General features: G+C 60.0%; 21 protein-coding genes. 8 read left to right on the top strand and 13 right to left on the bottom strand.

The genetic code is table 11. From position 1 onward, the window contains the following. Nucleotides 1-53 precede the first annotated feature (53 nt). The 6 genes from AC3IT9_RS08925 to ppsA form a co-directional block, all read right to left on the bottom strand. Complete coding sequence (locus AC3IT9_RS08925; protein WP_008048604.1) at nucleotides 54-878, bottom strand: mechanosensitive ion channel family protein; 825 nt, start codon at nucleotides 876-878, stop codon at nucleotides 54-56. A gap of 2 nt (nucleotides 879-880) precedes the next feature. Next, nucleotides 881-1,129, bottom strand: a complete 249-nt coding sequence (locus AC3IT9_RS08920; protein ID WP_007996720.1) for a hypothetical protein — start codon at nucleotides 1,127-1,129, stop codon at nucleotides 881-883. Between the two features lie 63 nt (nucleotides 1,130-1,192). After that, nucleotides 1,193-2,188, bottom strand: coding sequence for a zinc transporter ZntB (locus AC3IT9_RS08915; RefSeq protein WP_150758876.1), 996 nt, complete (start codon nucleotides 2,186-2,188; stop codon nucleotides 1,193-1,195). A 26-nt stretch (nucleotides 2,189-2,214) separates the two neighbouring features. Then, a complete protein-coding gene (rraA, locus tag AC3IT9_RS08910) occupies nucleotides 2,215-2,703 on the bottom strand; it encodes a ribonuclease E activity regulator RraA (RefSeq protein ID WP_191624969.1) in 489 nt (162 codons plus the stop codon). 140 nt (nucleotides 2,704-2,843) lie between these two features. Next, a complete protein-coding gene (locus tag AC3IT9_RS08905; protein WP_489272704.1) occupies nucleotides 2,844-3,833 on the bottom strand; it encodes an alpha/beta fold hydrolase in 990 nt (329 codons plus the stop codon). Nucleotides 3,834-4,041: 208 nt separating this feature from the next. Next, nucleotides 4,042-6,417 carry a phosphoenolpyruvate synthase gene (gene ppsA, locus AC3IT9_RS08900; protein WP_150724650.1) on the bottom strand — a complete coding sequence of 792 codons (2,376 nt, stop codon included), beginning with the start codon at nucleotides 6,415-6,417 and terminating at the stop codon, nucleotides 4,042-4,044. A gap of 332 nt (nucleotides 6,418-6,749) precedes the next feature. Between ppsA and ppsR the strand changes: the two genes are divergently transcribed. Beyond that, nucleotides 6,750-7,568, top strand: coding sequence for a posphoenolpyruvate synthetase regulatory kinase/phosphorylase PpsR (gene ppsR, locus AC3IT9_RS08895; protein WP_150724649.1), 819 nt, complete (start codon nucleotides 6,750-6,752; stop codon nucleotides 7,566-7,568). A gap of 118 nt (nucleotides 7,569-7,686) precedes the next feature. On the opposite strand, the gene prpD is transcribed toward ppsR, so the two are convergent. From prpD to AC3IT9_RS08865, 6 genes are all read right to left on the bottom strand, one after another. Beyond that, nucleotides 7,687-9,171, bottom strand: coding sequence for a 2-methylcitrate dehydratase (gene prpD, locus AC3IT9_RS08890; protein WP_489272701.1), 1,485 nt, complete (start codon nucleotides 9,169-9,171; stop codon nucleotides 7,687-7,689). 117 nt (nucleotides 9,172-9,288) lie between these two features. Continuing rightward, a complete protein-coding gene (gene prpF, locus AC3IT9_RS08885) occupies nucleotides 9,289-10,479 on the bottom strand; it encodes a 2-methylaconitate cis-trans isomerase PrpF (RefSeq protein ID WP_150724647.1) in 1,191 nt (396 codons plus the stop codon). Nucleotides 10,480-10,545: 66 nt separating this feature from the next. Next, nucleotides 10,546-13,140, bottom strand: a complete 2,595-nt coding sequence (gene acnD / locus AC3IT9_RS08880) for a Fe/S-dependent 2-methylisocitrate dehydratase AcnD (RefSeq protein ID WP_489272699.1) — start codon at nucleotides 13,138-13,140, stop codon at nucleotides 10,546-10,548. A gap of 203 nt (nucleotides 13,141-13,343) precedes the next feature. Further along, the gene (gene prpC, locus AC3IT9_RS08875; protein WP_150724645.1) at nucleotides 13,344-14,471 is read right to left on the bottom strand and encodes a bifunctional 2-methylcitrate synthase/citrate synthase; all 1,128 of its coding nucleotides are present in this window, start codon (nucleotides 14,469-14,471) and stop codon (nucleotides 13,344-13,346) included. 42 nt (nucleotides 14,472-14,513) lie between these two features. After that, nucleotides 14,514-15,404: a methylisocitrate lyase gene (gene prpB, locus AC3IT9_RS08870; RefSeq protein ID WP_008061726.1), complete on the bottom strand. Its 891-nt coding sequence runs from the start codon at nucleotides 15,402-15,404 to the stop codon at nucleotides 14,514-14,516. Next, complete coding sequence (locus tag AC3IT9_RS08865) at nucleotides 15,401-16,120, bottom strand: GntR family transcriptional regulator (RefSeq protein ID WP_008048579.1); 720 nt, start codon at nucleotides 16,118-16,120, stop codon at nucleotides 15,401-15,403. Before AC3IT9_RS08865 ends, prpB begins: the two co-directional genes overlap by 4 nt. A 297-nt stretch (nucleotides 16,121-16,417) precedes the next feature. Between AC3IT9_RS08865 and rloA the strand changes: the two genes are divergently transcribed. The 4 genes from rloA to pabB all read left to right on the top strand — a co-directional run bounded on the left by rloA (nucleotide 16,418) and on the right by pabB (nucleotide 21,039). Next, entirely contained in the window at nucleotides 16,418-16,954 is a 537-nt protein-coding gene (rloA, locus tag AC3IT9_RS08860; RefSeq protein ID WP_046042906.1) for a retropepsin-like aspartic peptidase RloA, read from the top strand. A gap of 5 nt (nucleotides 16,955-16,959) precedes the next feature. Further along, nucleotides 16,960-18,495, top strand: coding sequence for an osmotic stress tolerance membrane protein RloB (gene rloB, locus AC3IT9_RS08855; protein ID WP_489272698.1), 1,536 nt, complete (start codon nucleotides 16,960-16,962; stop codon nucleotides 18,493-18,495). After that, entirely contained in the window at nucleotides 18,495-19,481 is a 987-nt protein-coding gene (locus tag AC3IT9_RS08850) for an alpha-L-glutamate ligase-like protein (RefSeq protein ID WP_150724643.1), read from the top strand. Before rloB ends, AC3IT9_RS08850 begins: the two co-directional genes overlap by 1 nt. A 214-nt stretch (nucleotides 19,482-19,695) precedes the next feature. Then, nucleotides 19,696-21,039, top strand: coding sequence for an aminodeoxychorismate synthase component I (gene pabB, locus AC3IT9_RS08845; RefSeq protein WP_150724642.1), 1,344 nt, complete (start codon nucleotides 19,696-19,698; stop codon nucleotides 21,037-21,039). 86 nt (nucleotides 21,040-21,125) lie between these two features. Here pabB and thrH read toward each other — a convergent pair whose 3' ends face one another. Continuing rightward, on the bottom strand, nucleotides 21,126-21,743 hold the full coding sequence (gene thrH / locus AC3IT9_RS08840) for a bifunctional phosphoserine phosphatase/homoserine phosphotransferase ThrH (RefSeq protein ID WP_150724641.1): 618 nt from the start codon (nucleotides 21,741-21,743) through the stop codon (nucleotides 21,126-21,128). A 173-nt stretch (nucleotides 21,744-21,916) separates the two neighbouring features. Between thrH and AC3IT9_RS08835 the strand changes: the two genes are divergently transcribed. From AC3IT9_RS08835 to AC3IT9_RS08825, 3 genes are all read left to right on the top strand, one after another. Beyond that, nucleotides 21,917-22,657, top strand: a complete 741-nt coding sequence (locus AC3IT9_RS08835; protein ID WP_150724640.1) for a phosphoadenylyl-sulfate reductase — start codon at nucleotides 21,917-21,919, stop codon at nucleotides 22,655-22,657. Nucleotides 22,658-23,220: 563 nt separating this feature from the next. Next, the gene (locus tag AC3IT9_RS08830) at nucleotides 23,221-24,762 is read left to right on the top strand and encodes an NCS1 family nucleobase:cation symporter-1 (RefSeq protein WP_150724639.1); all 1,542 of its coding nucleotides are present in this window, start codon (nucleotides 23,221-23,223) and stop codon (nucleotides 24,760-24,762) included. Between the two features lie 56 nt (nucleotides 24,763-24,818). After that, entirely contained in the window at nucleotides 24,819-25,547 is a 729-nt protein-coding gene (locus tag AC3IT9_RS08825; protein ID WP_008017624.1) for an aspartate/glutamate racemase family protein, read from the top strand. Nucleotides 25,548-25,576 lie beyond the last annotated feature (29 nt).

Raw genomic sequence — 25,576 nt, 5'->3', positions numbered from 1 at the left:
AGCCAGCTTCAGCAGGCATTTTGCGGCGGCATACATTAGCAGGGTTTGCCGGGTTAGCGGCTACTCACATGCTGCTCAAGGAGGATCCGATTGGAAAGAGAGACTAGCTCACCCTCATCGGTCAGCAATGTGGTTTTAACCGTGCCGATCTCTTCGATCTGGCCTTCGACCTCGCCAACACGCACTTGTTGCCCAACCTGGTACAGCTCACGCACGTAGATTCCCGCAAGAATCTGGCCGGCAATTTCCCGGCTTCCCAACCCCATGGCCAGCGCTACCGCCAGACCAACGGTTATCAACACAATCACGATCACATGGTTCAGCAGGTCAGTCTTGACCTCCAACTGGCTGATCGCAACCGAAATACTGATGATGATCACCAAGCCCTGGGCAATTCGTCCAAGCCCTGAAGCATAGTCCAGACCTACGCCTTCTGCCGCTCCGCGCACCAGCCCGTTGGCCAGTTGCGCCAGCAAGACACCTACCAGCAACACCAGCGCCGCGCCGAATACCTTCGGCAAATACAACGCAAGCATGTCCAGCGTAGCTGAAACTCGCTCAAGTCCAAGGGATTCTGCGGCAGAAACCAGAAAAATGAGCAGAACGAACCAATAGACGATCTTGCCGATCAGGGTCGAAATAGGAACTTGCAATCCAGCACGGGACAGCAATTTGGTGAGGCCGGTACCACCCATCAAGCGGTCAAGGCCCAGTTTGGCGAGCAACTTGGAGAGCAAGGTGTCGAGCAGCTTGGCCACGACAAAACCCAGCAGCAGCACAACCAGTGCGCCGAACAGGTTCGGAATGAAGTTCGCAACCTTGGTCCACAACGCAGTCATTGCAGTGACGAGGCTCTGAGTCCAGAGATCAAGTTCCATATTCAATCAGCCTTATCAGCAGTGCGAGCAGCAGGTTTACGAAGACGGGATACCGGCGCGACATGGGCCGATCCGTTATTCAGGGCGATCATCAGTGCGGGCAGCCAGCGCCCCAGCAGGCTGAACAGATCACCGGCGCCGACCTGGCGGTTGGCGGTTTTCAGCACGCGCCCAAGGCACGCATCGTCGTCCCGGGTGGACGGTGAGGCCTTGAGCATGTCGCGTAAAGACTGTTCAAACGGATCGTGCATACGCACCTCTCGTGATGTCTGTGGAAGACGCGATGAAAATTGGTCGGGTCACATGACTGTCCGTCAGACCCAGCGCAAACGTCGGTACAACCACCACTGCCCCAACGCCACCGAGACCACCAAAAGGCAAGCGATCAGGAAACCATACGGGCTCGCAGAGAATGGAATGCCACCGACGTTGATCCCCAAAAGCCCGGTCAGAAAACTCATTGGCAAAAAGATCCCGGTGATGACACCGAAGCGATACATCGTGCGACTCATGCGCAGGCTCAATCGCCGGTCTTCCGCCTCCAGCACAAGCCCCACGCGCTCCCGGGTCAACTCGAGCTCTTCGAGATAACGGGTCAGGCTGTTGTTCAATTCGTTCCAGTAATCGCCATCGTCCTCGACAAACCAGGGCAATTTGATCCGCGTCAGTTGACCGAAAATGTCCCGCTGCGGAGCGAGAAAACGCTTCAACGCAGCCGCCCGGCGACGAATCTGCAAAACCGATCCGTGCTCAGGAGTATACCGTTCGTCGGCGTCCAGCTTTTCTTCTTCCGCATCGACCACTTCCGAGAGGTCGCTGACCAGATCCTGCACCTTGTTGGTGAGGTACTGCGCCATGCAAAGGATGAGTTCGGAGGCTGTTTTCGGCCCCTTGCCTTCGGACAGTTGCACCAGCAACTCTTCAGTGGCACGCAACGGACGCAAACGCAGGGAAATGACACGCTGGGCAGAGCCGAAGATCCGCACCGACACCATGTCTTCCGGTTCGGCACCGGGGTTCAGATTGACCCCGCGCAAAAATAGCAGCAGTTCGCTGTCCGAAAGTTGTAAAAGTCGCGGACGGGTGTTTTCTTCGAGTAACAGGTCACAGCTGAACTCGCTCAGACCGCTGGATTTGCGTAACCAGGTCCGGGTTTGCGGATGACTGCGATCCCAGTGCAGCCAAAGGCTCTCATGGGCCTGCAGCTGCAAGTCATCGAGTTCAGTCCGGGCAATCGAACGCGCGCCGCCTCTACCGTCCAGCACCAGGGCATGCACCAGCCCCCATTGCGCGTTTTCTTCCTCGAACATCCGCACTCCTTTAGTCGATCAGCGCTTTATTCAGGCATTTTCAGCGGGCTTGGCGAGATGATCACGCCGTTGTTGTCCGCATAAATGTATTCGCCTGGACGGAGCGTCACACCGGCAAACGTCACCACAACGTTGAGATCGCCGAGCCCGCGCCTGTCGGATTTCCTCGGGTGGCTGGCGAGGGCCTGAACGCCCAGATCGGTCTGCGCGATGATATCGACGTCGCGGATGCAACCGTAGATCACCAGCCCTTCCCAACCGTTTTTCGCGGCTTTCTCGGCCAGCATGTCACCCAGCAACGCATGACGCAGGGAACCGCCACCGTCTACCACCAGCACTTTGCCATTCCCCTTGAGCTCGACCTGCTCCTTGACCCGCGAGTTGTCTTCGAAGCACTTGATGGTCACGATTTCGCCGCCGAACGAATCACGGCCGCCGAAATTGCTGAACATCGGTTCCAGCACCTGCACCAGCTCCGGATAGGCGTCGCACAGGTCAGGCGTGAGGTAATGGATCATCGAGAAACTCCTGTGAAGAGGAAGACAGCACGAACATCAGTGATGACTCAGTCACGGAAAGTGACCGGAACAGCTCAATGCGTCATATCTTAGCCGCAAGCCGATCAGAGCGAAATGCCCTTGTTAGAGCGTCAGGCTCAGATTGCCGCGGCAAAATCCTGTTGCGCTCCCGGCAAAGGCGTCTGCTGATCGGCCAACCAGCGAGTCACCAACGGCCAGACTTCAGCCTGGGCTGCCTTGCTGACGAGCATTTCCACGTGACCGAAATTGTCGCCGAAGCCCTGCTCGCGCCCCAGATTGATGAATTGCTTGTGCTGCGAACCGACCTGATCGAACAGCTTGCGACACGCCCAGGCCGGGTCCTGATGATCACCCGCGGCACTGACCGCCAGTACGGGCAACTTGACCTCGGCCAGGCCTGCCCACCAGTCCTTGTCGGCATCGCCGAAGCGCCCGAACAAGCCAAACCAGCGCATGCTTTCCAGGGCCAGGCCAATCGGTTCGTCCTCCGGGCCACGCTTGAGGCGTGAACCGGACAACTGGGCAAACCGCTTGAGAATGAAGCGACCGCTCCACTCCACCGGCGGAATCTTCAATGGCCAGTAGGTGCGGCTGACTTGTGTACCGAAAAACGCCGCCGAGGCCACCACCGGCTCGCCGATGTACTCGCCACCCAACGCTGCGGCCAGCGTAGTACCGCCCAGCGAGTGACCGATCCAGTGCGGCACCTGCCCGCTCTGTTCGCGCACGAACGCGCCAATGGCTGGCAGGTCATAGCGTGCGTAGTCGGCGACACGGTTCTTGCGGTAGTCGTGGTTACGCTGGGACAGGCCGTGACCGCGCATTTCCGGAATCCAGACGTCGAACCCCTGGCGGGCCAGGTAAGCGCCCAACCCCAGGCCCTTGGGAGAAAACCAGAACCGGCGATTGGAAAAGCTGCCGTGCAGCAGGATCACCGGCACACCACGGGAGGACGACTCATCGGCCATGCCAAGGCGTGTCACAGCCAGTTCGACGGTGAAGTCGGGGCTGTTACCGGGTTTCAAACGATAGACATCTTCGCTCAGATCACCGCGCCGTTCGGCGCTGATCAGGGCGACAGGAAATAGGTTGCTGCTGCTTTGCATAATCTCTTGCACAAAAAAGGGCGGCATCCGGATGGAGCCCGCCCTGCTTGAATCTTAAAGGCAGCGTTCACCGACCACGCTGCCAATCATTGTAGGAGCGAGCCTGCTCGCGATGGTCGCCAACGATGACGCGTTCATACTGAAAAAACGCGCTGTTCTGCAGTCCATCGCGAGCAGGTCGGATCGCCGCACCGTCGCTCCTACAGGATCAAGCCTGCGCCTGACCCTCAGCCAGGAAAAACCAGGTTTCCAGTACGGAGTCCGGGTTCAACGAAACGCTTTCAATGCCCTGCTCCATCAGCCACTTGGCCAGGTCCGGGTGGTCCGAAGGGCCCTGACCGCAGATGCCGATGTACTTGCCAGCCTTGTTGCACGCGGCAATCGCATTGGCCAGCAGCTTCTTCACCGCCGGATTACGCTCGTCGAACAGGTGCGCAATGATCCCGGAGTCACGGTCCAGGCCCAGGGTCAACTGGGTCAGGTCGTTGGAACCGATGGAGAAACCGTCGAAGAACTCGAGGAATTCTTCAGCCAGGATCGCGTTGGACGGCAGTTCGCACATCATGATCACGCGCAGGCCGTTCTGGCCGCGGGCCAAGCCGTTTTCCGCCAGCAGATCGACCACCTGGCTCGCTTCGCCCAGGGTACGGACGAACGGCACCATGATTTCGACGTTGGTCAGGCCCATCTCGTTGCGCACGCGCTTGAGGGCGCGGCATTCGAGTTCGAAGCAGTCGCGGAACGATTCGCTGATGTAACGCGACGCACCGCGGAAGCCCAGCATCGGGTTCTCTTCTTCCGGCTCGTACAGCTTGCCGCCGATCAGGTTGGCGTATTCGTTGGACTTGAAGTCCGACAGGCGCACGATGACTTTCTTCGGCCAGAAAGCTGCAGCCAGGGTGCTGATGCCTTCGACCAGTTTCTCGACGTAGAAACCGACCGGATCGTCGTAACCGGCGATACGCTTGTCGACGCTTTCCTTGATGTCCAGCGGCAGGCCGTCGTAGTTCAGCAGTGCCTTGGGGTGCACGCCGATCATGCGGTTGATGATGAACTCCAGACGGGCCAGGCCCACACCGGCGTTCGGCAGCTGCGCGAAGTCGAAGGCGCGATCCGGGTTGCCGACGTTCATCATGATCTTGAACGGCAGCTCCGGCATGGCGTCCACGGAGTTCTTCTTGATGTCGAAGCCCAGCTCGCCTTCGAAGATGAAACCGGTGTCGCCTTCAGCGCAGGAAACGGTCACGCCCTGGCCGTCTTTCAACAGCTGGGTGGCGTTGCCGCAACCTACTACTGCCGGGATACCCAGCTCACGGGCGATGATCGCCGCGTGGCAAGTACGGCCGCCACGGTTGGTGACGATCGCGCTGGCGCGCTTCATGACCGGTTCCCAGTCCGGGTCGGTCATGTCGGAAACCAGTACGTCGCCTGGCTGGACCTTGTCCATCTCGGACACGTCCTTGATGATGCGGACCTTGCCGGCGCCGATGCGCTGGCCAATGGCGCGGCCTTCCACCAGAACGGTGCCGGTTTCCTTCAGCAGGTAACGTTCCATGACGTTGGCCTGGGTGCGGCTCTTCACGGTTTCCGGACGTGCCTGCACGATGTACAGCTTGCCGTCGTCACCGTCCTTGGCCCACTCGATGTCCATCGGGCACTTGTAGTGCTTCTCGATGATCATCGCCTGCTTGGCCAGCTCGCTGACTTCGGCGTCGGTCAGGCAGAAACGCGCGCGCTCAGCCTTGTCCACGTCGACGGTCTTCACCGAACGACCGGCCTTGGCTTCGTCGCCGTAGATCATCTTGATGGCCTTGCTGCCCAGGTTGCGACGCAGGATGGCCGGACGACCGGCAGCCAGCGTGCCCTTGTGGACGTAGAACTCATCCGGGTTCACCGCGCCTTGCACGACGGTTTCACCCAGGCCGTAGGCGCCGGTGATGAACACCACGTCACGGAAGCCCGACTCGGTATCGAGGGTGAACATCACGCCGGCGGTGCCGGTTTCGGAACGAACCATGCGCTGCACGCCAGCAGACAGGGCAACCAGCTTGTGGTCGAAGCCCTGGTGCACGCGGTAGGAAATGGCACGGTCGTTGAACAGCGAGGCGAACACCTCTTTAGCGGCGCGAATGACGTTTTCGACACCACGGATGTTCAGGAAGGTTTCCTGCTGGCCGGCAAAGGATGCGTCCGGCAAGTCTTCGGCGGTGGCCGAAGAGCGCACGGCCACGGCCATGTCAGGGTTGCCGGCGGACAGCGTGGCGAACGCGGTACGAATTTCGGCATTCAGTTTTTCAGGGAACTCGGCTTCCATGATCCATTGGCGGATCTGGGCACCGGTCTTGGCCAGGGCATTCACGTCATCAACGTCGAGGGCATCAAGGGCGTCGTGAATCTGCTGGTTCAGGCCGCTCAACTCCAGGAAATCACGATATGCCTGAGCGGTCGTGGCGAAGCCACCGGGCACCGATACACCGGCACCTGCAAGGTTGCTGATCATCTCGCCCAGGGATGCGTTCTTGCCCCCCACATGCTCTACATCATGGACGCCGAGCTTATCGAGGGAAACTACGTACTCTACCAAGGTGATCTCTCCACTAACTGTGTTGGAAAAGCTCAGAAACCGGCTGCTTAAGTGAGCATTAGCCGGCTATATGGCCTGGACCTGGAAAATAAGTGAGAATGCGGGCCAATGGCGGCCGGCAAATCGCGCCTATCATATCCAAGATTCGTCACAAGTGTCCTGTGTTGCAAATGCGTACCTTTTTGGCGAGTGGCTGTTGTTGCCAGACAAGGCGCCGCGACAAGTCATAGCTGGCTATGGCGAGGAGCGGCAACGTAGTATGGCGACAACAGGCGCCGCCAAAAAGGTACGCATTTGTGATACAGGACACTCACTTAAGACCCAAGGTGCAAATGAAACGATCTGCTTTCTTTATCTCCGATGGTACCGGCATTACCGCCGAAACCCTCGGCCAAAGCCTTCTGGCGCAGTTCGAAAACATTACCTTCAGCAAAGTCACGCGGCCGTACATCGACAACGTGGACAAAGCGCGGGCCATGGTACAACAAATCAACAAAGCCGCCGAAACCGACGGCTTCCGTCCGATTATCTTCGACACCATCGTCAATCAGGACATTCGTGAGATTCTCGCAACCTCGAATGGTTTCATGATCGACATTTTCTCGACGTTCCTGGCACCGCTTGAACAGGAACTGACCGAGCATTCTTCCTACACCGTGGGCAAATCCCACTCCATCGGCTCCAACACCAACTACATGGAGCGTATCGAAGCGGTGAACTTCGCCCTCGACAACGACGACGGCGCCCGCACGCACTATTACGACAAGGCCGACCTGATACTAGTGGGCGTGTCGCGATGTGGTAAGACGCCGACGTGCCTGTATATGGCCATGCAATTCGGTATCCGCGCAGCCAACTACCCGCTGACCGAAGACGACATGGAACGCCTGCAACTGCCGTCCGCCCTGCGCGCCCACCAGCACAAGCTGTTCGGCCTGACCATCGACCCGGACCGCCTCACCGCGATCCGCAACGAGCGCAAACCCAACAGCCGCTATTCGAGCTACGCCCAGTGCGAGTTCGAGGTGCGCGAGGTCGAGAACCTGTTCCGCCGCGCAAACATCCCGCACATCAACTCCACGCACTTTTCCGTGGAAGAAATCTCCGCAAAGATTCTCGTGGAGAAAGGTGTGGAGCGGCGGTTCAAGTAAATCTTTATTGCCTGTTCCGGCCTCATCGCGAGCAGGCTCGCTCCTACAGGGGATCTGCGGTGAACACAAATCAACTGTAGGAGCGAGCCTGCTCGCGATTGAACGATAACGCGGTCTCCTAGATCACAAACAAATCCACAAATCGATTAACAGGCGTCGCTTCAAGCGCTGCCTGATCCTTGCACAGCGCAAAAATCTCCTCGCTACGCTGACCCGCGAATCGTGTCAGCAAATTCGCTTTGAACTTCTCCTCCAGCAACGGAATACCTTCAGCCCGACGCCGACGATGCCCAATCGGGTATTCCACGACGACGTTTTCCGTGCTCGAACCGTCCTTGAAAAACACCTGCACCGCATTGGCAATCGAGCGCTTGTCGGCCTCCAGATATTCACGGGTGTAGCGCGGTTCTTCGACGATGACCATTTTCTCGCGCAGCACATCGATGATCGGATGCGCCTGGTGGAAATCGTCTTCGTAGTACTCCGCAACCAGGTTGCCGAAGGCCAGCGGCACGGCGGTCATGTACTGGATACAGTGATCGCGGTCGGCGGCATTGGCCAGCGGACCGACCTTGGAAATGATGCGAATCGCTGACTCATGAGTGGTGATGACGATCCGGTCGATTTCGTGCAGACGATTGCGCACTTGCGGATGCAGGATCACCGCTGCTTCACACGCGGTTTGCGCGTGAAACTCGGCCGGGAAACTGATCTTGAACAGCACATTTTCCATCACATAACTGCCGTACGGCCGCGAGAAACTGAACCCGCGCTTGTCTTCAGGCTTGAGTGCCAGATCGCTATTGGCGTGGCTGAACAGTACGTCATAAAAACCCCACTGCTTGGCACTCAATACGCCGGGGATGCCCATCTCGCCGCGCATCGCGATGTCCGCCAGGCGCACGCCACGGCTGGATGCATCACCTGCTGCCCAGGACTTTCGCGATCCGGCATTCGGCGCATGCCGATACGTGCGCAACGCCTGGCCGTCAGCAAAAGCGTGGGACAACGCCGACAACAACTGCTCGCGATTCGCGCCCATCAGTTTGGCGGTGACCGCCGTCGAGGCGACCTTCACCAGGATGACGTGATCGAGGCCGACACGATTGAACGAGTTTTCCAGCGCGATCACGCCCTGAATCTCATGGGCCATGATCATCGCTTCAAGCACTGTACGCACGGTCAGCGGTGCCTCGCCATTGGCCAGGTGCTTTTGTGATAAATGGTCGGCTACCGCGAGAATACCGCCGAGGTTGTCCGACGGATGCCCCCACTCCGCCGCGAGCCAGGTGTCGTTGTAGTCGAGCCAGCGCACAATGCAGCCGATGTCCCACGCCGCCTTCACCGGATCGAGTCGGTAACTGGTCCCCGGCACCCGGGCGCCGAACGGCACGACAGTACCTTCTACCACGGGCCCCAAATGCTTGGTGCACTCGGGAAAACGCAGGGCCAGCAGGCCGCAACCCAAGGTATCGATCAGGCAGTTGCGCGCGGTGTCCAGCGCTTGCTCAGACTCAATCTTGTAGTTCAGAACGTAGTCGGCAATATCCTGCAGGACCTGGTCGTAGTCGGGTCGGTTGTTCAGGTCGACGTTGGCGCTCATGTTCGATTCACCTGTAGGAGCTGGCTTGCCAGCGAAAGCGGTGTCACAGATAACAATGATGTTGAATTTGACGTCCTCTTCGCTGGCAAGCCAGCTCCTACAGGGGGGATGCGTCGGCTAGAACGAATCACCCGGCACACGCACATAACCTTCCATCAACACCCGCGCACTGCGGCTCATGATTGCTTTGTTCACGGTCCATTCGCCATTGACCTGGCTGGCCTCGGCGCCGACGCGCAAGGTGCCGGACGGATGGCCGAAGCGCACCGCGTTGCGTTCGATACCGCCTGCCGCGAGGTTCACCAAAGTACCGGAAATCGCTGCGGCCGTACCGATCGCCACTGCCGCCGTGCCCATCATCGCGTGGTGCAACTTGCCCATGGACAGTGCACGCACCAGCAGGTCGACATCGCCTGCGGCAATCGCCTTGCCGCTGGACGCCACGTAGTCCGCCGGCTTGGCCACGAAGGCCACTTTTGGCGTGTGTTGGCGTTTCGCCGCTTCGTCGATGTTGGAAATCAGGCCCATGCGCAATGCGCCGTAAGCGCGGATGGTTTCGAACATCAGCAAGGCTTTCGGGTCGCCATTGATCGCTCCCTGCAACTCGGTGCCCTTGTAGCCGATGTCTTCGGCATTGACGAAAATCGTCGGGATGCCAGCGTTGATCATGGTCGCCTTGAAGGTACCGACGCCGGGTACTTCCAGGTCATCCACCAGGTTGCCGGTAGGGAACATCGAACCGCCACCACCCTCTTCGTCCGCTGCCGGATCAAGGAACTCGATCTGCACTTCGGCCGCCGGGAAGGTCACGCCGTCGAGTTCGAAATCACCGGTTTCCTGCACTTCACCATTGGTGATCGGCACATGGGCGATGATGGTCTTGCCGATGTTGGCCTGCCACACGCGAACCACAGCCACGCCGTTGTGCGGGATGCGGCTGGCGTCCACCAGGCCATTGCTGACGGCGAACGAACCGACCGCCGCCGACAGGTTGCCGCAGTTGCCGCTCCAGTCCACGAAAGGCTTGTCGATGGAGACCTGGCCGAACAGGTAATCGACGTCGTGATCAGCCTTGATGCTCTTCGACAGGATCACGGTTTTGCTGGTGCTGGAGGTCGCGCCGCCCATGCCGTCGATTTGCTTGTCGTACGGATCGGGGCTGCCGATCACGCGCAGCAACAAGGCATCGCGGGCCGGGCCTGGAACCTGTGCCGCTTCTGGCAAATCCGTCAGGCTGAAAAACACGCCCTTGCTGGTGCCGCCGCGCATGTAGGTGGCGGGAATCTTGATCTGAGCTGCGTGAGCCATGGTGCTGCTTACTCCTGATCTGAAAACAGACACGGGACTCAAAGTCCCGCGTCTGCACAGCTTGTTTTAGACGGCAACCGCCGATTCTTCGAGGAAGTCTTGGGCGAAGCGTTGCAGCACGCCACCGGCTTCGTAGATCGACACTTCTTCAGCGGTGTCGAGGCGGCAGGTCACCGGCACATCGACGCGTTCGCCGTTCTTGCGATGGATCACCAGCGTCAGGTCTGCACGCGGGGTGCGGTCGCCAATCACGTCGTAGGTTTCGCTGCCGTCGATGGCCAGGGTGTGACGGTTGGTGCCCGCTTTGAACTCCAGCGGCAACACGCCCATGCCCACCAGGTTGGTGCGGTGAATGCGCTCGAAACCTTCGGCGGCAATCGCTTCCACACCCGCCAGGCGCACGCCCTTGGCCGCCCAGTCGCGGGACGAACCCTGACCGTAGTCGGCACCGGCAATGATGATCAGCGGCTGCTTGCGATCCATGTAGGTCTCGATGGCTTCCCACATGCGCATTACTTTGCCTTCCGGCTCGACGCGGGCCAGCGAACCTTGCTTGACCTTGCCGTCTTCCTGAACCATTTCGTTGAACAGTTTCGGGTTGGCGAACGTCGCACGCTGCGCGGTCAGGTGGTCACCACGGTGAGTCGCGTAAGAGTTGAAGTCCTCTTCCGGCAGGCCCATTTTCGCCAGGTATTCGCCAGCGGCGCTGTCGAGCATGATGGCGTTGGACGGTGACAGGTGATCGGTGGTGATGTTGTCCGGCAGTACCGCCAGAGGGCGCATGCCCTTGAGCGGACGAGCGCCGGCCAGCGCGCCTTCCCAGTACGGCGGACGGCGGATGTAGGTGCTCATTTCACGCCATTCGTACAGCGGCGCGACTTTCGGGCCGGTGTCTTCGTGGATGGCGAACATCGGGATGTACACCTGACGGAACTGCTCCGGCTTCACCGAAGCCTTGACCACTGCGTCGATTTCTTCGTCGCTCGGCCAGATGTCTTTCAGGCGGATTTCCTTGCCGTCCACCACACCCAGCACATCTTTTTCGATGTCGAAACGGATGGTACCGGCGATGGCGTAAGCGACCACCAATGGCGGCGACGCGAGGAACGCCTGCTTGGCGTACGGGTGAATCCGCCCGTCGAAGTTGCGGTTACCGGACAACACGGCAGTGGCGTACAGGTCGCGATCAATGATCTCTTGCTGGATCACCGGGTCCAGTGCACCGGACATGCCGTTGCAAGTGGTGCAGGCGAAAGCCACGACGCCGAAACCGAGCTGGTCCAGTTCTTTAGTCAAACCGGCTTCATCGAGGTACAGCGCCACGGTTTTCGAACCCGGTGCCAGGGACGACTTGACCCATGGCTTGCGGGTCAGGCCGAGCTTGTTGGCGTTGCGCGCCAGCAGGCCGGCGGCGATCACGTTGCGCGGGTTGCTGGTGTTGGTGCAGCTGGTGATGGCGGCGATGATCACCGCGCCATCCGGCATTTGACCAGGCACATCATCCCATTGGCCGGAGATGCCTTTGGCCGCCAGATCCGAAACCGCGACACGGGCGTGCGGGTTGCTTGGGCCAGCCATGTTGCGCACAACAGAAGACAGATCGAACGTCAGGCCGCGCTCGTATTGCGCGCCCTTGAGGCTGTCAGCCCACAGGCCGGTCTGCTTGGCGTAGTTCTCGACCAGCTGCACCTGCTCGTCTTCACGGCCGGTGAGCTTGAGGTAGTCGATGGTCTGCTGGTCGATGTAGAACATCGCCGCGGTGGCGCCGTATTCCGGAGCCATGTTTGAGATGGTCGCGCGGTCGCCAAGGGTCAGCGCGGAGGCACCTTCGCCGAAGAATTCCAGCCATGCGCCAACCACTTTTTGCTTGCGCAGGAACTCGGTCAGCGCCAGCACCATGTCGGTGGCGGTGATGCCCGGTTGCAGCTTGCCGGTCAGTTCGACGCCGACGCTTTCCGGCAGACGCATCCACGATGCGCGACCGAGCATTACGCTTTCGGCTTCCAGACCACCGACACCAATGGCGATCACGCCCAACGCATCGACGTGCGGGGTGTGGCTGTCAGTGCCGACGCAGGTATCAGGGAAGGCCACGCCGTCACGCACCTGGATCACCGGAGACATTTTCTCCAGGTTGATCTGGTGCATGATGCCGTTGCCCGGCGGGATCACGTCGACGTTCTTGAACGCCTTCTTGGTCCAGTTGATGAAGTGGAACCGGTCTTCGTTGCGACGGTCTTCGATGGCGCGGTTCTTCTCGAACGCCTCTGGATCGAAACCACCGCGCTCGACGGCCAGGGAGTGGTCGACGATCAGTTGGGTCGGCACCACCGGGTTGACTTGCGCTGGGTCACCGCCTTGCAGGGCGATGGCGTCACGCAGGCCGGCGAGGTCGACCAAAGCGGTCTGGCCGAGGATGTCGTGGCACACCACGCGGGCCGGGAACCACGGGAAGTCGAGGTCGCGTTTGCGCTCGATGAATTGCTTCAGGGATTCGGTGAGCGTGGCCGGGTCGCAGCGACGCACAAGGTTTTCCGCCAGCACACGGGAGGTGTACGGCAGGGTGTCGTAGGCGCCAGGCTGGATCGCCTCGACTGCCGCGCGGACGTCGAAGTAATCCAGGTGGCTGCCGGGCAGCGATTTGCGAAATTCAGTGTTCATCGTCAGGACTCGGTCACGGTAGTTACAAAAGGTGGGGCCTGGCAGCGGCTTCGAAGCCAATGCAATCCACTGTAGGAGCGAGCCTGCTCGCGATAGCGATGTAACGGGTGACATTGATGTTGAATGTCAGTCCGTCATCGCGAGCAGGCTCGCTCCTACAGGGATCTGCATTGAACTCAGATCCCGGTGCCGACCTCCACCATTCAGCGTTGTTCGATTGGTACGAACTTGCGCTGTTCAACGCCGGTGTACTCGGCGCTTGGACGGATGATGCGGTTGTTGGCACGTTGTTCGTACACGTGGGCGGCCCAGCCGGTCAGGCGCGAGCAGACGAAGATCGGTGTGAACAACTTGGTCGGGATGCCCATGAAGTGGTACGCCGAGGCATGGTAGAAGTCGGCGTTCGGGAACAGTTTCTTCTGCTCCCACATGGTCTTGTCGATGGCTTCGGACACCGGGAACAACACCTTGTCGCCCACTTCGTCGGCGAGCTTTTTCGACCAGCCCTTGATCACCTCGTTGCGCGGATCGTTGTCCTTATAGATCGCGTGGCCGAAGCCCATGATCTTGTCCTTGCGCTCGAGCATGCCGAGGGTGCCCTTGATCGCGTCTTCCGGCGACGAGAAGCGCTCGATCATTTCCATCGCCGCTTCGTTGGCGCCGCCGTGCAGCGGGCCGCGCAGCGAGCCGATGGCCGCAGTGATGCACGAATACAGGTCGGACAGGGTCGATGCGCAAACACGTGCGGTGAAGGTCGACGCGTTGAACTCGTGCTCTGCGTAGAGGATCAGCGAAACGTTCATCACCTTCACGTGCAGCTCGCTCGGCTTCTTGCCGTGCAGCAGGTGCAGGAAGTGGCCACCGATGGACTGCTCGTCGCTCACGCAATCGATGCGCTTGCCTTCGTGGCTGAAGCGATACCAGTAAGTCATGATCGCCGGGAACGCAGCCAGCAGGCGGTCGGTCTTGTCGTGCTGCTCGGAGAAGTCGTTCTCCGGCTCCAGATTGCCCAGGAACGAGCAGCCAGTGCGCATCACGTCCATCGGGTGGGCGTCGGCGGGGATGCGTTCCAGCACTTCTTTCAGCGCTTGCGGCAGGTCACGCAGCTTGCTCAGTTTGGCAACGTAGGCTGCCAGTTGCGCTTTGCTCGGCAGTTCGCCGTACAGCAGCAGGTAGGCCACTTCTTCAAACTGCGCGTCTGCCGCCAGTTCACGGACGTCATAACCACGATAGGTCAGACCGGCACCCGACTGGCCCACGGTGGACAATGCGGTTTGCCCGGCTACCTGGCCACGGAGCCCGGCGCCACTGAGTACTTTTGCTTCGGCCATTTCTGCCTCCAATTTCTTGAATTTATTAGGGAGTTATTCGACTTACTTCTTCGCGGCGAACAACGCATCGAGCTTCTGCTCGAAGGTGTGGTAGTCGATGCGATCGTAAAGCTCCATGCGCGTCTGCATGGTGTCGATGACGTTCTGTTGCGTACCATCGCGACGGATCGCGGTGTAGACGTTTTCCGCAGCCTTGTTCATGGCGCGGAACGCCGACAGCGGGTACAGCACCAGCGATACGTCGGCAGCGGCCAGCTGTTCGGTGGTGTACAGCGGCGTCGCGCCGAACTCGGTGATGTTGGCCAGGATCGGCGCTTTCACACGGCTGGCGAACAGCTTGTACATTTCAAGCTCGGTGATGGCTTCCGGGAACACCATGTCGGCGCCGGCCTCGATGCACGCGGCGGCGCGATCCAGGGCAGACTCCAGGCCTTCCACCGCCAGGGCGTCGGTACGGGCCATGATCACGAAGCTGTCATCGGTACGGGCATCGACGGCCGCCTTGATGCGATCGACCATTTCCTGCTGGGTCACGATTTCCTTGTTAGGGCGATGACCGCAGCGCTTGGCGCCGACCTGGTCTTCGATGTGAATCGCTGCGGCGCCAAACTTGATCATCGACTTGACGGTGCGAGCGACGTTGAACGCCGAGGAACCGAAACCGGTGTCCACGTCCACCAGCAGCGGCAGGTCGCAAACATCGGTGATACGGCGCACGTCGGTCAGCACGTCATCCAGGCCGGTGATGCCCAGGTCCGGCACGCCGAGGGAGCCGGCAGCCACCCCGCCACCCGACAGGTAGATCGCCTTGAAACCGGCGCGCTTGGCCAGCAGCGCATGGTTGGCGTTGATCGCGCCGACCACTTGCAATGGATGCTCGCTGGCGACCGCATCGCGGAAACGCTGGCCTGGAGTGCTCTTGTTCAAACTCATGACTCACCTCGTTTGGCTGTCGGGTTAGCGCCGTCCTGGTAATGACGGGCGATGTTGCGTTTGGAGGCGCCGATGTGACGGCGCATCAACAACTCGGCCAGTTCACCGTCACGGTCGGCAATGGCATCGAGAATTCGGTGGTGCTCGGCGAACGCCTGGTGCGGGCGATTGGGCGTGGTGGAAAACTGGATGCGGTACATGCGCACCAGTTGATACAGCTCGCCACAGAGCATTTGGGTCAGCGTGCGGTTGCCGCTGCCCTGGATGATTCGGTAATGGAAGTCGAAATCGCCTTCCTGCTGGTAATAGCCTCTCCCGGCCTGAAACGCCTCATCGCGCTCGTGGGTTTCCAGGACCCGACGCAGTTCGTCGATTTCTTCGAGGCTCATGCGCTCGGCGGCCAGGCGACAGGCCATGCCTTCCAGGGATTCGCGGATTTCGTATAGCTCAATCAGTTCGGCGTGGTTGAGCGACACCACCCGAGCGCCGACATGCGGCACGCGAACCAGCAGGCGCTGGCCTTCCAGACGGTGGATGGCCTCGCGCAGCGGGCCACGGCTGATGCCGTAGGTGCGCGCCAGTTCCGGCTCGGAGATTTTGCTGCCCGGCGCGATATCGCCTTTGACGATAGCCGCCTGAATGCGTCGGAAGACATTCTCGGAAAGCGTCTCCGTATCGTCTTGCGTAGAAACCGGGGGATCGAGTTGATCCAGCATATTGTCGACACCTTGTGAGCCAATGCCGTAAAAACTAACGAATACAGGCGATGCAGTCAAAGGATAAATAGATATTGTCGACAATCTTCTGATAACCGGTTGCACCATAACGAAGCAACCCGTCTATTTATAGCCACCGGCCAGCGCTGGCGCCATCAAACCACCGTGCTAGAATGCCGCCCGCATTTGTTTGTCACATCTGCACTGCCTGTCATAAAACCCTGACAGGCATACGAGGGAGCTTGCGCAGCGATGCCAGGGCCTTGAATCAAGTCGGACCGCTGCGCACCAGGATTTATGAGACTCAAGCCCTTCCCCACCTTCCTTTATTTCCTTTGCCTGCCCGGCTTCGCAATGGCCGGGGAAAAGACCGTGTATGGCCTGAATGAGTACGCATCGCTCAACGGCATCGATCTGGAAGTGGCGGCCAAACTCGACACCGGGGCGAAAACCGCTTCCCTGAGTGCACGGGATATCAAACGTTTCAAACGCAACGGCGAGTCGTGGGTACGTTTTTACCTGGCCATCGACGCCGCCCATTCGCACCCGATCGAACGCCCGCTGGCCCGTGTCAGCAAGATCAAGCGCCGGGCCGGCGACTACGACCCGGAGGAAGGCAAGAAGTACACCGCCCGCCCGGTGATCGAACTGGACATCTGCATGGGCTCGGCCCTGCGCAGCATCGAAGTGAACCTGACCGACCGCAGCGCGTTCCAATATCCGCTCCTGATTGGCTCCGAAGCACTCAAGCGCTTCGATGCACTGGTTGACCCCAGCCTTAAATATGCTGCCGGCAAACCCGCCTGCACCACCGACGCTCATACCGCCGAGTAATTCAAATGCGCTCTCTTACCCTTCACCTGAAACTGCTGATCGCCATCCTGGTGGTGCTGGGCATTTCAGTTACGGCCTATCAGATCTTCGTACTGGGCATCCCGGTGACCGAAGACGCCACCGACGACCTGTGGAACATCGACGCCAAGGTCGAGTTCGTCGCCAGTGCCAAGGATCCGGTCAAGATCCAGATGTTCGTGCCGCCGCTGAGCCGCGACTTCGTCAGCCTCAACGAGAGCTTCATCTCCAACAACTACGGCGTGGCCGTGAACCGGGTCGATGGCAACCGCAAGGTCACCTGGTCGGCACGCCGGGCCAAAGGCAATCAGACGCTGTATTACCGCCTGGTGCTGACCAAGCGTTATTCCGGCGAGAAAGCCAAGATCAAAGGCCCGACCTTTCGCGACAGCATGACTATCGAAGGCCCGGAAAAAATCGCCGCCGAAGCCCTGCTCGCACCGATTCGCCAACACTCGGCCGACGTCGAAACCTTCGTCGGCGAAGCCATCAAGCGGGTCAACAACCTCAACGACGACAACGTGAAACTGCTGCTGGCCGGTGATCCATCCGCGGCGCACAAGGCGAAAATCGTCGAGTTGCTGCTGTCCATCGCCCACGTACCGATCGAGAAGGTCCACACCATCCGCCTGGTGGCCGACCAGCCGCAAATACCGGAACTGTGGCTGCGCAGTTTCAATGGCACCGACTGGCTGTACTTCAACCCGGAAACCGGTGAACAGGGCCTGCCGACCGACCGCCTGCTGTGGTGGAGCGGCGATGAAAACCTGATCACCGTCGATGGCGGCAAGAAAGCCAACGTGACCTTCAGCCTGAACAACAGCGAAATGAACGCCATTCGCCTGGCCAAGCTGACCGATGAAAACACCGACGCCAACTTCCTCGAATATTCGTTGTACGGCCTGCCGCTGCAAACCCAGCAGACCTTCATGATCATGGTGATGATCCCGATCGGCGTGTTGGTGATCCTGATCCTGCGCAACCTGATCGGCATCCAGACCCTGGGCACCTTCACCCCGGTACTGATCGCCCTGGCCTTCCGCGAAACCCAGCTCGGTTTCGGTATCGTGCTGTTTACCATCATCACGACGCTGGGCCTGTCGCTGCGCTCCTATCTCGAACACCTGAAACTGCAAATGCTGCCGAGGTTGTCGGTGGTACTGACGTTCGTGGTGGTGCTGATTGCGGCGATCAGCCTGCTCAGCCATAAACTCGGCCTGGAACGCGGCTTGTCGGTGGCGCTGTTCCCGATGGTGATCCTGACCATGACCATCGAACGCCTGTCGATCACCTGGGAAGAACGCGGCGGTGGCCATGCCATGAAAGTGGCCATCGGCACGCTGTTCGCCGCGTCCCTGGCACACCTGATCATGACCGTGCCGGAACTGGTGTACTTCGTGTTCACTTTCCCGGCGATCCTGCTGATCCTGGTGGGCTTCATGCTGGCCATGGGTCGTTATCGCGGTTACCGCCTGACCGAGCTGGTGCGTTTCAAGGCCTTCCTGAAGAAGGCTGACGCCTGATGTTCGGCTACTGGAAGACCTGGAAGGCCCTGGAAGCCCGGGGCATCATGGGGATCAATCGGCGCAACGCAGACTACGTGCTCAAGTACAACAAGCGCAGCCTGTACCCGATCGTCGATGACAAGATCATCACCAAGGAACGCGCCATTGCCGCCGGCATCCATGTGCCCGAGTTGTATGGCGTGATTTCCACCGAGAAGGAAATCGACAATCTCGAAGAGATCATTGGCGCACGCAGTGACTTCGTGATCAAACCTGCCCAGGGCGCTGGCGGTGATGGCATCCTGGTGATCGCCGACCGCTTTGAAGGGCGTTACCGCACGGTGTCCGGCCGGATCATCAGCCATGAGGAAATCGAGCACCAGGTTTCCAGCATCCTGACCGGCCTGTACTCCCTGGGCGGTCACCGCGACCGGGCGCTGATCGAATACCGGGTGATTCCGGACCAGATCTTCAAGAGCATCAGCTATGAAGGCGTGCCGGACATTCGCATCATTGTTTTGATGGGTTACCCGGTGATGGCCATGTTGCGCCTGCCGACGCGCCAGTCCAACGGCAAGGCCAACCTGCACCAGGGCGCCATCGGTGTCGGCGTGGACCTGGCCACCGGCCTGACCCTGCGCGGCACCTGGCTGAACAACATCATCAACAAACACCCGGACACCACGAATGCAGTGGATGGCGTGCAACTGCCCTACTGGGACGGTTTCATGAAACTCGCCGCTGGCTGTCATGAGTTGTGCGGCTTGGGCTACATCGGGGTCGACATGGTCCTGGACCAGGAAAAAGGCCCGCTGATCCTGGAGCTCAACGCACGGCCGGGGCTGAATATCCAGATTGCCAATGACTGCGGCCTGACGTTGCGTACTCATGCGGTCGAGGCGCGGCTGGAAGACCTCAAGGCTCGTGGCGTGACCGAAACGGTTGAAGAGCGCGTGGCGTTTGTGCAGGAGATGTTTGGGCATATTCCTGCGGTTGAGATTTGATCCAGAACCGAGTCGCCTCTTTCGCGAGCAAGCTCGCTCCCACAGGGTTCAGCGCCGTTTTTGTGGGAGCGAGCCTGCTCGCGAAGACCACCTGACAGATTCCACAGCACTCATGCCTGCCTCCAATCTACCAATCCCCGACATCCCCTCTAGGAGCAAATCCCCGAGGGGACTACAATCGCCACCCCGCCTCAATGGCTGACTTCCCCCGCCCATGTTGACCTGCTCCGTACACCCGCTGCCCTATCGCGCCAACCCCGCCGAATATTTCGCGGCGATTCGCCATGCTCCCGGCGCCATCCTGCTCGACAGTGGCCGCCCCAGCGCCGACCGCGGTCGCTATGACCTGCTCAGCGCCTGGCCATTGGAGCAACTGACGGTATCGCCCGACGAAAGTGGCGACGCTTTCCTGCAACGCCTGCGCGACAACCTGACACGCCTGGGCGAAGCCAGTCTGCCGACACCTTATGAGTTACCGTTTGCCGGTGGATTGATCGGCTACCTGAGTTACGACTTCGGCCGACATCTGGAGCGCCTGCCGAGCCAGGCCCGTGACGACCTGCATCTGCCGGACGCACGTTTCGGCTTGTACGGCTGGGCATTGATCAGCGACCACCTGTCGCTGACCAGTCAATTGGTGTTCCACCCGACCCTGCCCGACAGTGAGCGTCAGCGCCTGATCGAATTGTTCAGCCAGCCTGCCCCGGAAGTGCTCGCGCCCTTCAAACTGCTCACCCCGATGACTGCCGACTTGAGCGCAGACGAGTATCAACAGGCCATCGAGCGCATCCAGCAGTACATTCAGGCCGGCGACTGTTATCAGGTCAATTTCGCCCAACGGTTTCGTGCACCCTGCCAGGGTGACCCGTGGGCCGCTTACTGCGCACTGCGCGCAGCGTGTCCAACGCCTTTTTCCGGTTTCCAGAGCTTGCCTGATGGCAATGCCGTACTCAGCCTGTCGCCGGAACGCTTCGTCAAAATCAGCCAGGGCCATGTGGAAACCCGCCCGATCAAGGGCACTCGCCCGCGGGGCCTGACGCCTGAGCAAGACGCCGCGAACGCCGCCGAATTGCTGGCCAGCCCCAAGGACCGGGCGGAAAACCTGATGATTGTCGACCTGCTGCGCAATGACCTCGGTCGTACCTGCCGTACCGGTTCGGTACGGGTGCCGGAATTGTTCAGCCTGGAAAGCTATCCGAACGTGCACCACCTGGTGAGCAGCGTCACCGGTGAACTGGCGGATGAGCGCGACGCCCTGGACCTGATCGCCGGCAGCTTCCCGGGAGGCTCGATTACCGGCGCGCCAAAGATTCGCGCCATGCAGATCATCGACGAGCTGGAGCCGACCCGACGCGGACTGTATTGCGGTTCATTGGTCTACCTGGACGTGCGCGGCGAGATGGACAGCTCCATCGCCATCCGCAGTTTGCTGGTCAAGGACGGGCAGGTGTGTTGCTGGGGCGGTGGCGGGATTGTCGCGGATTCGGAGTGGCAGGCTGAGTATCAGGAGTCGATTACCAAGGTGAAGGTGTTGCTCGACACACTGCAAAACCTTTAAAAGCATCGCGAGCAGGCTCGCTCCCACAAGTCATCACCGAACCTCTGTGGGAGCGAGCCTGCTCGCGATGGCGTCCTTCTGGACGACTACAGGCTCAACGTCCGGTTCGAAGCCTTGATGAACTCCTGCTTCAACGCTTCAAACGTATGCACCGCCGGGAACTGCGGGAACTGCGCAATCACGTTGTCCGGCGCATGGAACAGAATCCCGGCATCGGCCTCGCCCAGCATCGTGGTGTCGTTGTAGGAATCCCCCGCCGCGATCACCCGGTAGTAGAGGCTCTTGAAGGCCAGGACCGACTGACGCTTGGGGTCTTTCTGACGCAGTTGATAGTCAGTGACTCGCCCGCTGTCGTCAGTAATCAGACGATGGCAGAGCAAGGTCGGGAAGCCCAGCTGGCGCATCAGCGGCTGGGAGAACTCATAGAAGGTGTCCGACAGAATCACCACCTGGAAGCGCTCGCGCAACCAGTCGACGAACTCGATGGCGCCGTCCAGCGGCTTGAGCGTGGCGATCACTTCCTGAATGTCGGAGAGCTTCAGGCCGTGCTCGTCGAGAATCCGCAGGCGCTGCTTCATCAGCACGTCGTAGTCGGGAATGTCCCGGGTGGTGGCCCTGAGGGATTCGATCCCGGTTTTTTCGGCGAAGGCGATCCAGATTTCCGGAACCAGCACACCTTCAAGATCCAGACAGGCAATTTCCACAAGACACTCCCATTTGTATTGATTATTGAGTCGAGCGAGCAAAAAGACTGCCGAACTCTAGCGACTCGGGCCTGCCTGCGCAACGCAGAGGATGCCCCGGCCCGTGCAGCTTTTTGTTACCATCGACCCCATATAGAGCGCCCAGCGCCACCGACCTGTAGGAAGCCGCCCTGATGAGCCCAACGTTCGACGTCGTGGAACTCGCCACGACCTATGCCAACAAATCCGCCCAGGACATTCTGAAACTCGCTTTTGCCGAGTTCGGCGATGACCTGTGGATATCTTTCAGCGGCGCCGAGGATGTGGTGCTGGTGGACATGGCCTGGAAGCTGAACAAGAACGTCAAGGTGTTCAGCCTCGACACCGGCCGCCTGCACCCCGAGACCTACCGCTTCATCGATCAGGTGCGCGAGCACTACAAGATCGACATCGAACTGGTGTCGCCGGACCACACCAGACTCGAACCGTTCGTGAAGGAAAAAGGCCTGTTCAGTTTCTACAAGGACGGTCATGGCGAATGCTGCGGCATCCGCAAGATCGAACCGCTGCGCCGCAAGCTGTCCGGCGTGAAAGCCTGGGCCACCGGCCAGCGCCGGGACCAGAGCCCCGGCACCCGCAGCGCCGTCGCGGTGATGGAAATCGACACCGCGTTCTCCACCCCGGAACGCACCTTGTACAAGTTCAACCCGCTGGCACAAATGACCAGCGAAGAGATCTGGGGCTACATCCGCATGCTGGAACTGCCGTACAACAGCCTGCACGAACGCGGTTTCATCAGCATCGGCTGCGAACCTTGCACCCGCCCGGTACTGCCGAACCAGCACGAGCGTGAAGGCCGCTGGTGGTGGGAAGAAGCGACGCAGAAGGAATGTGGGCTGCATGCAGGGAATATCATCAGCAAGTCGAAAGCCTGATCCCAAGCCTTGTGAAATCCCCTTTGTGGGAGCGGGCTTGCTCGCGAAGGCGGCGGTACATCCAGCATCAATGTGACTGACACTCCGCTTCGCGAGCAGGCTCGCTCCCACAGGGTCTCGTGACCAACCATTAAAAATGTGTACACACGAATGTCACCATCGGTGCCATTTGTGTGTGCACTTTTAGTTTCAGCGCCCCAGAAAGTTACATCTCTTTTCCCATCACCTCGCCTGCATCCCCTCTAAAAAAATAAATACCTGTTCAATCGGTCAATTTAAATTTTCTATTTTTCAGTCAGTTATTCGTTATCGATAACAAAACGAAATGAGCGCTGGTTTTTATAGAATCGCGACTGGCATGGATCTGGCTTAAGTGCATACATGTTTTGTATACAATCAAATCAAAACATACACACACTTTAGATCCGCAAGCCTGAAGCGCCCTATCCCGTACAGGCTGCAGATGCCCCGTAACCAATGATATTCGCCACCCGCGACGAAGATTTGTCGAGCCAACGCTCATGCACAGTCATCGCGGCGTCGAGCATCAGGAGCCTGCCGGAATGCGTACTAGTCTCTCCAATAACAACATCGCGCTGGATCTACCCTCCTCCCAATCCACCCACACCGCCGACAATCAGGCGCATCATGCCCCCGTGGTGCTCAGTCCCCGATTGCACAACAAGGACCTGGCACCGACCAAGGCCGAAGGCCGACGCTGGGGCCGCTACAGCATCTTTGCCCTGTGGACCAACGACGTGCACAACATTGCCAACTACTCGTTTGCCATCGGCCTGTATGCCCTTGGCCTGGGCGGCTGGCAGATCCTGTTGTCCCTGGGGATCGGCGCGGCACTGGTCTACTTCTTCATGAACCTGTCTGGCTACATGGGCCAGAAAACCGGGGTGCCCTTCCCGGTCATCAGCCGGATCAGCTTCGGCATCCACGGTGCGCAGATTCCTGCGTTGATCCGCGCCGTTATCGCCATCGCCTGGTTCGGTATCCAGACGTACCTTGCGTCCGTGGTCTTTCGCGTGTTGTTGACGGCGGTCCATCCCGGGTTCGCCGACTACGACCACGACTCGATCCTCGGCCTGTCGACCCTGGGCTGGGCGTGTTTCGTCGCGATCTGGTTCGTGCAACTGGCGATCCTTGCCTATGGCATGGAGATGGTGCGGCGCTACGAGGCGTTTGCCGGCCCGGTGATTCTGCTGACCGTCGCCGCCCTCGCCGCATGGATGTACACCCAAGCCGATGCGACCATCGCCTGGTCGATCCGTGAGCCGCTGACTGGCGGTGAGATGTGGCGCAACATCTTTGCCGGTGGCGCGTTGTGGCTGGCGATCTACGGCACCTTGATCCTCAACTTCTGCGACTTCGCCCGCTCTTCGCCGTGCCGCAAGACCATCAAGGTCGGAAATTTCTGGGGCTTGCCGGTAAATATCCTGGTGTTCGCCAGCATCACGGTCCTGCTGTGCGGCGCGCAATTTCAGATCAATGGCCGGATCATCGAAAGCCCGACCGAAATCATCGCCTCGATCCCCAACACCTTCTTCCTGGTGCTCGGCTGCCTGGCGTTCCTGATCGTCACCGTGGCGGTGAACATCATGGCCAACTTCGTCGCCCCGGCGTTCGTGCTCAGCAACCTGGCGCCCAAGTACCTGACCTTCCGCCGCGCCGGTCTGATCAGCGCGACCATCGCCGTGCTGATCCTGCCGTGGAACCTCTACAACAGTCCGCTGGTGATCGTGTATTTCCTGTCCGGCCTCGGTGCCCTGCTCGGCCCGTTGTACGGGGTGATCATGGTCGACTACTGGCTGGTTCGAAAAGGCCAGGTCAACGTCCCGCAGTTGTACAGCGAAGACCCGAACGGCCCTTATTACTACAGCCGCGGGGTCAATTTGCGCGCCGTGGCGGCGTTCATTCCCGCCGCCCTGATCGCCATCGTCCTGGCCCTGGTGCCGGGGTTCCACAGCGTGTCGCCGTTCTCCTGGCTGATTGGTGCCGGCATCGCCGGGATGCTCTACCTGATCATCGCCAAGCGCCAACCGCACTATGCCGATGTCAGCGGCGAAGCCATCGCGGTCGACAACGTCAGCCACTGATCCTGTCGCGGTCCGGCGTTGTCGGGCCGCAGAACCAACCGCAATAAGGACTCCCCATGCGCATTCTCGTGGTCAACGTCAACACCACCGAATCCATCACCCAGGCCATCGCCCGCTCGGCGCAGGCCGTCGCGTCGCCCGGCACGGAAATCGTCGGCCTCACCCCGCACTTCGGCGCCGACTCCATCGAAGGCAATTTCGAAAGTTACCTGGCGGCCATCGCGGTCATGGACCGGGTGATGTCCTACGACCAGCCGTTCGACGCCGTGATCCAGGCCGGCTACGGCGAGCACGGCCGTGAAGGCTTGCAGGAACTGCTCAATGTGCCGGTGGTGGACATCACCGATGCCGCCGCCAGCACGGCGATGTTTCTCGGTCACGCCTATTCCGTGGTCACCACCCTCGACCGCACCGTGCCGCTGATCGAAGATCGCCTCAAGCTCTCCGGACTCTGGGACCGTTGCGCCTCGGTACGGGCCAGTGGTTTGGCAGTGCTGGAACTGGAACACGAACCGCAGCGCGCACTGGAGGCCATCGTGCATCAGGCCGAACTGGCGGTGACCCAGGACAAGGCCGAAGTGATTTGCCTGGGCTGCGGCGGCATGGCCGGGCTGGACGAGCAGATTCGCCGACGTACCGGAGTACCGGTGGTGGATGGGGTGACGGCGGCGGTGACCATTGCCGAGTCGCTGGTGCGGTTGGGGTTGTCGACGTCGAAAGTGCGGACTTACGCAACTCCGCGGCCGAAAAACATCATTGGCTGGCCGGCGCGGTTTGCCCGGTAGACCGCGTTATCGTTCATCGCGAGCAGGCT

This window comes from Pseudomonas sp. KH_046_1, assembly GCF_057839025.1.
The sequence above is the reverse complement of the archived record's forward strand: the minus strand, read 5'-3'. Positions and strand labels throughout refer to the sequence as shown.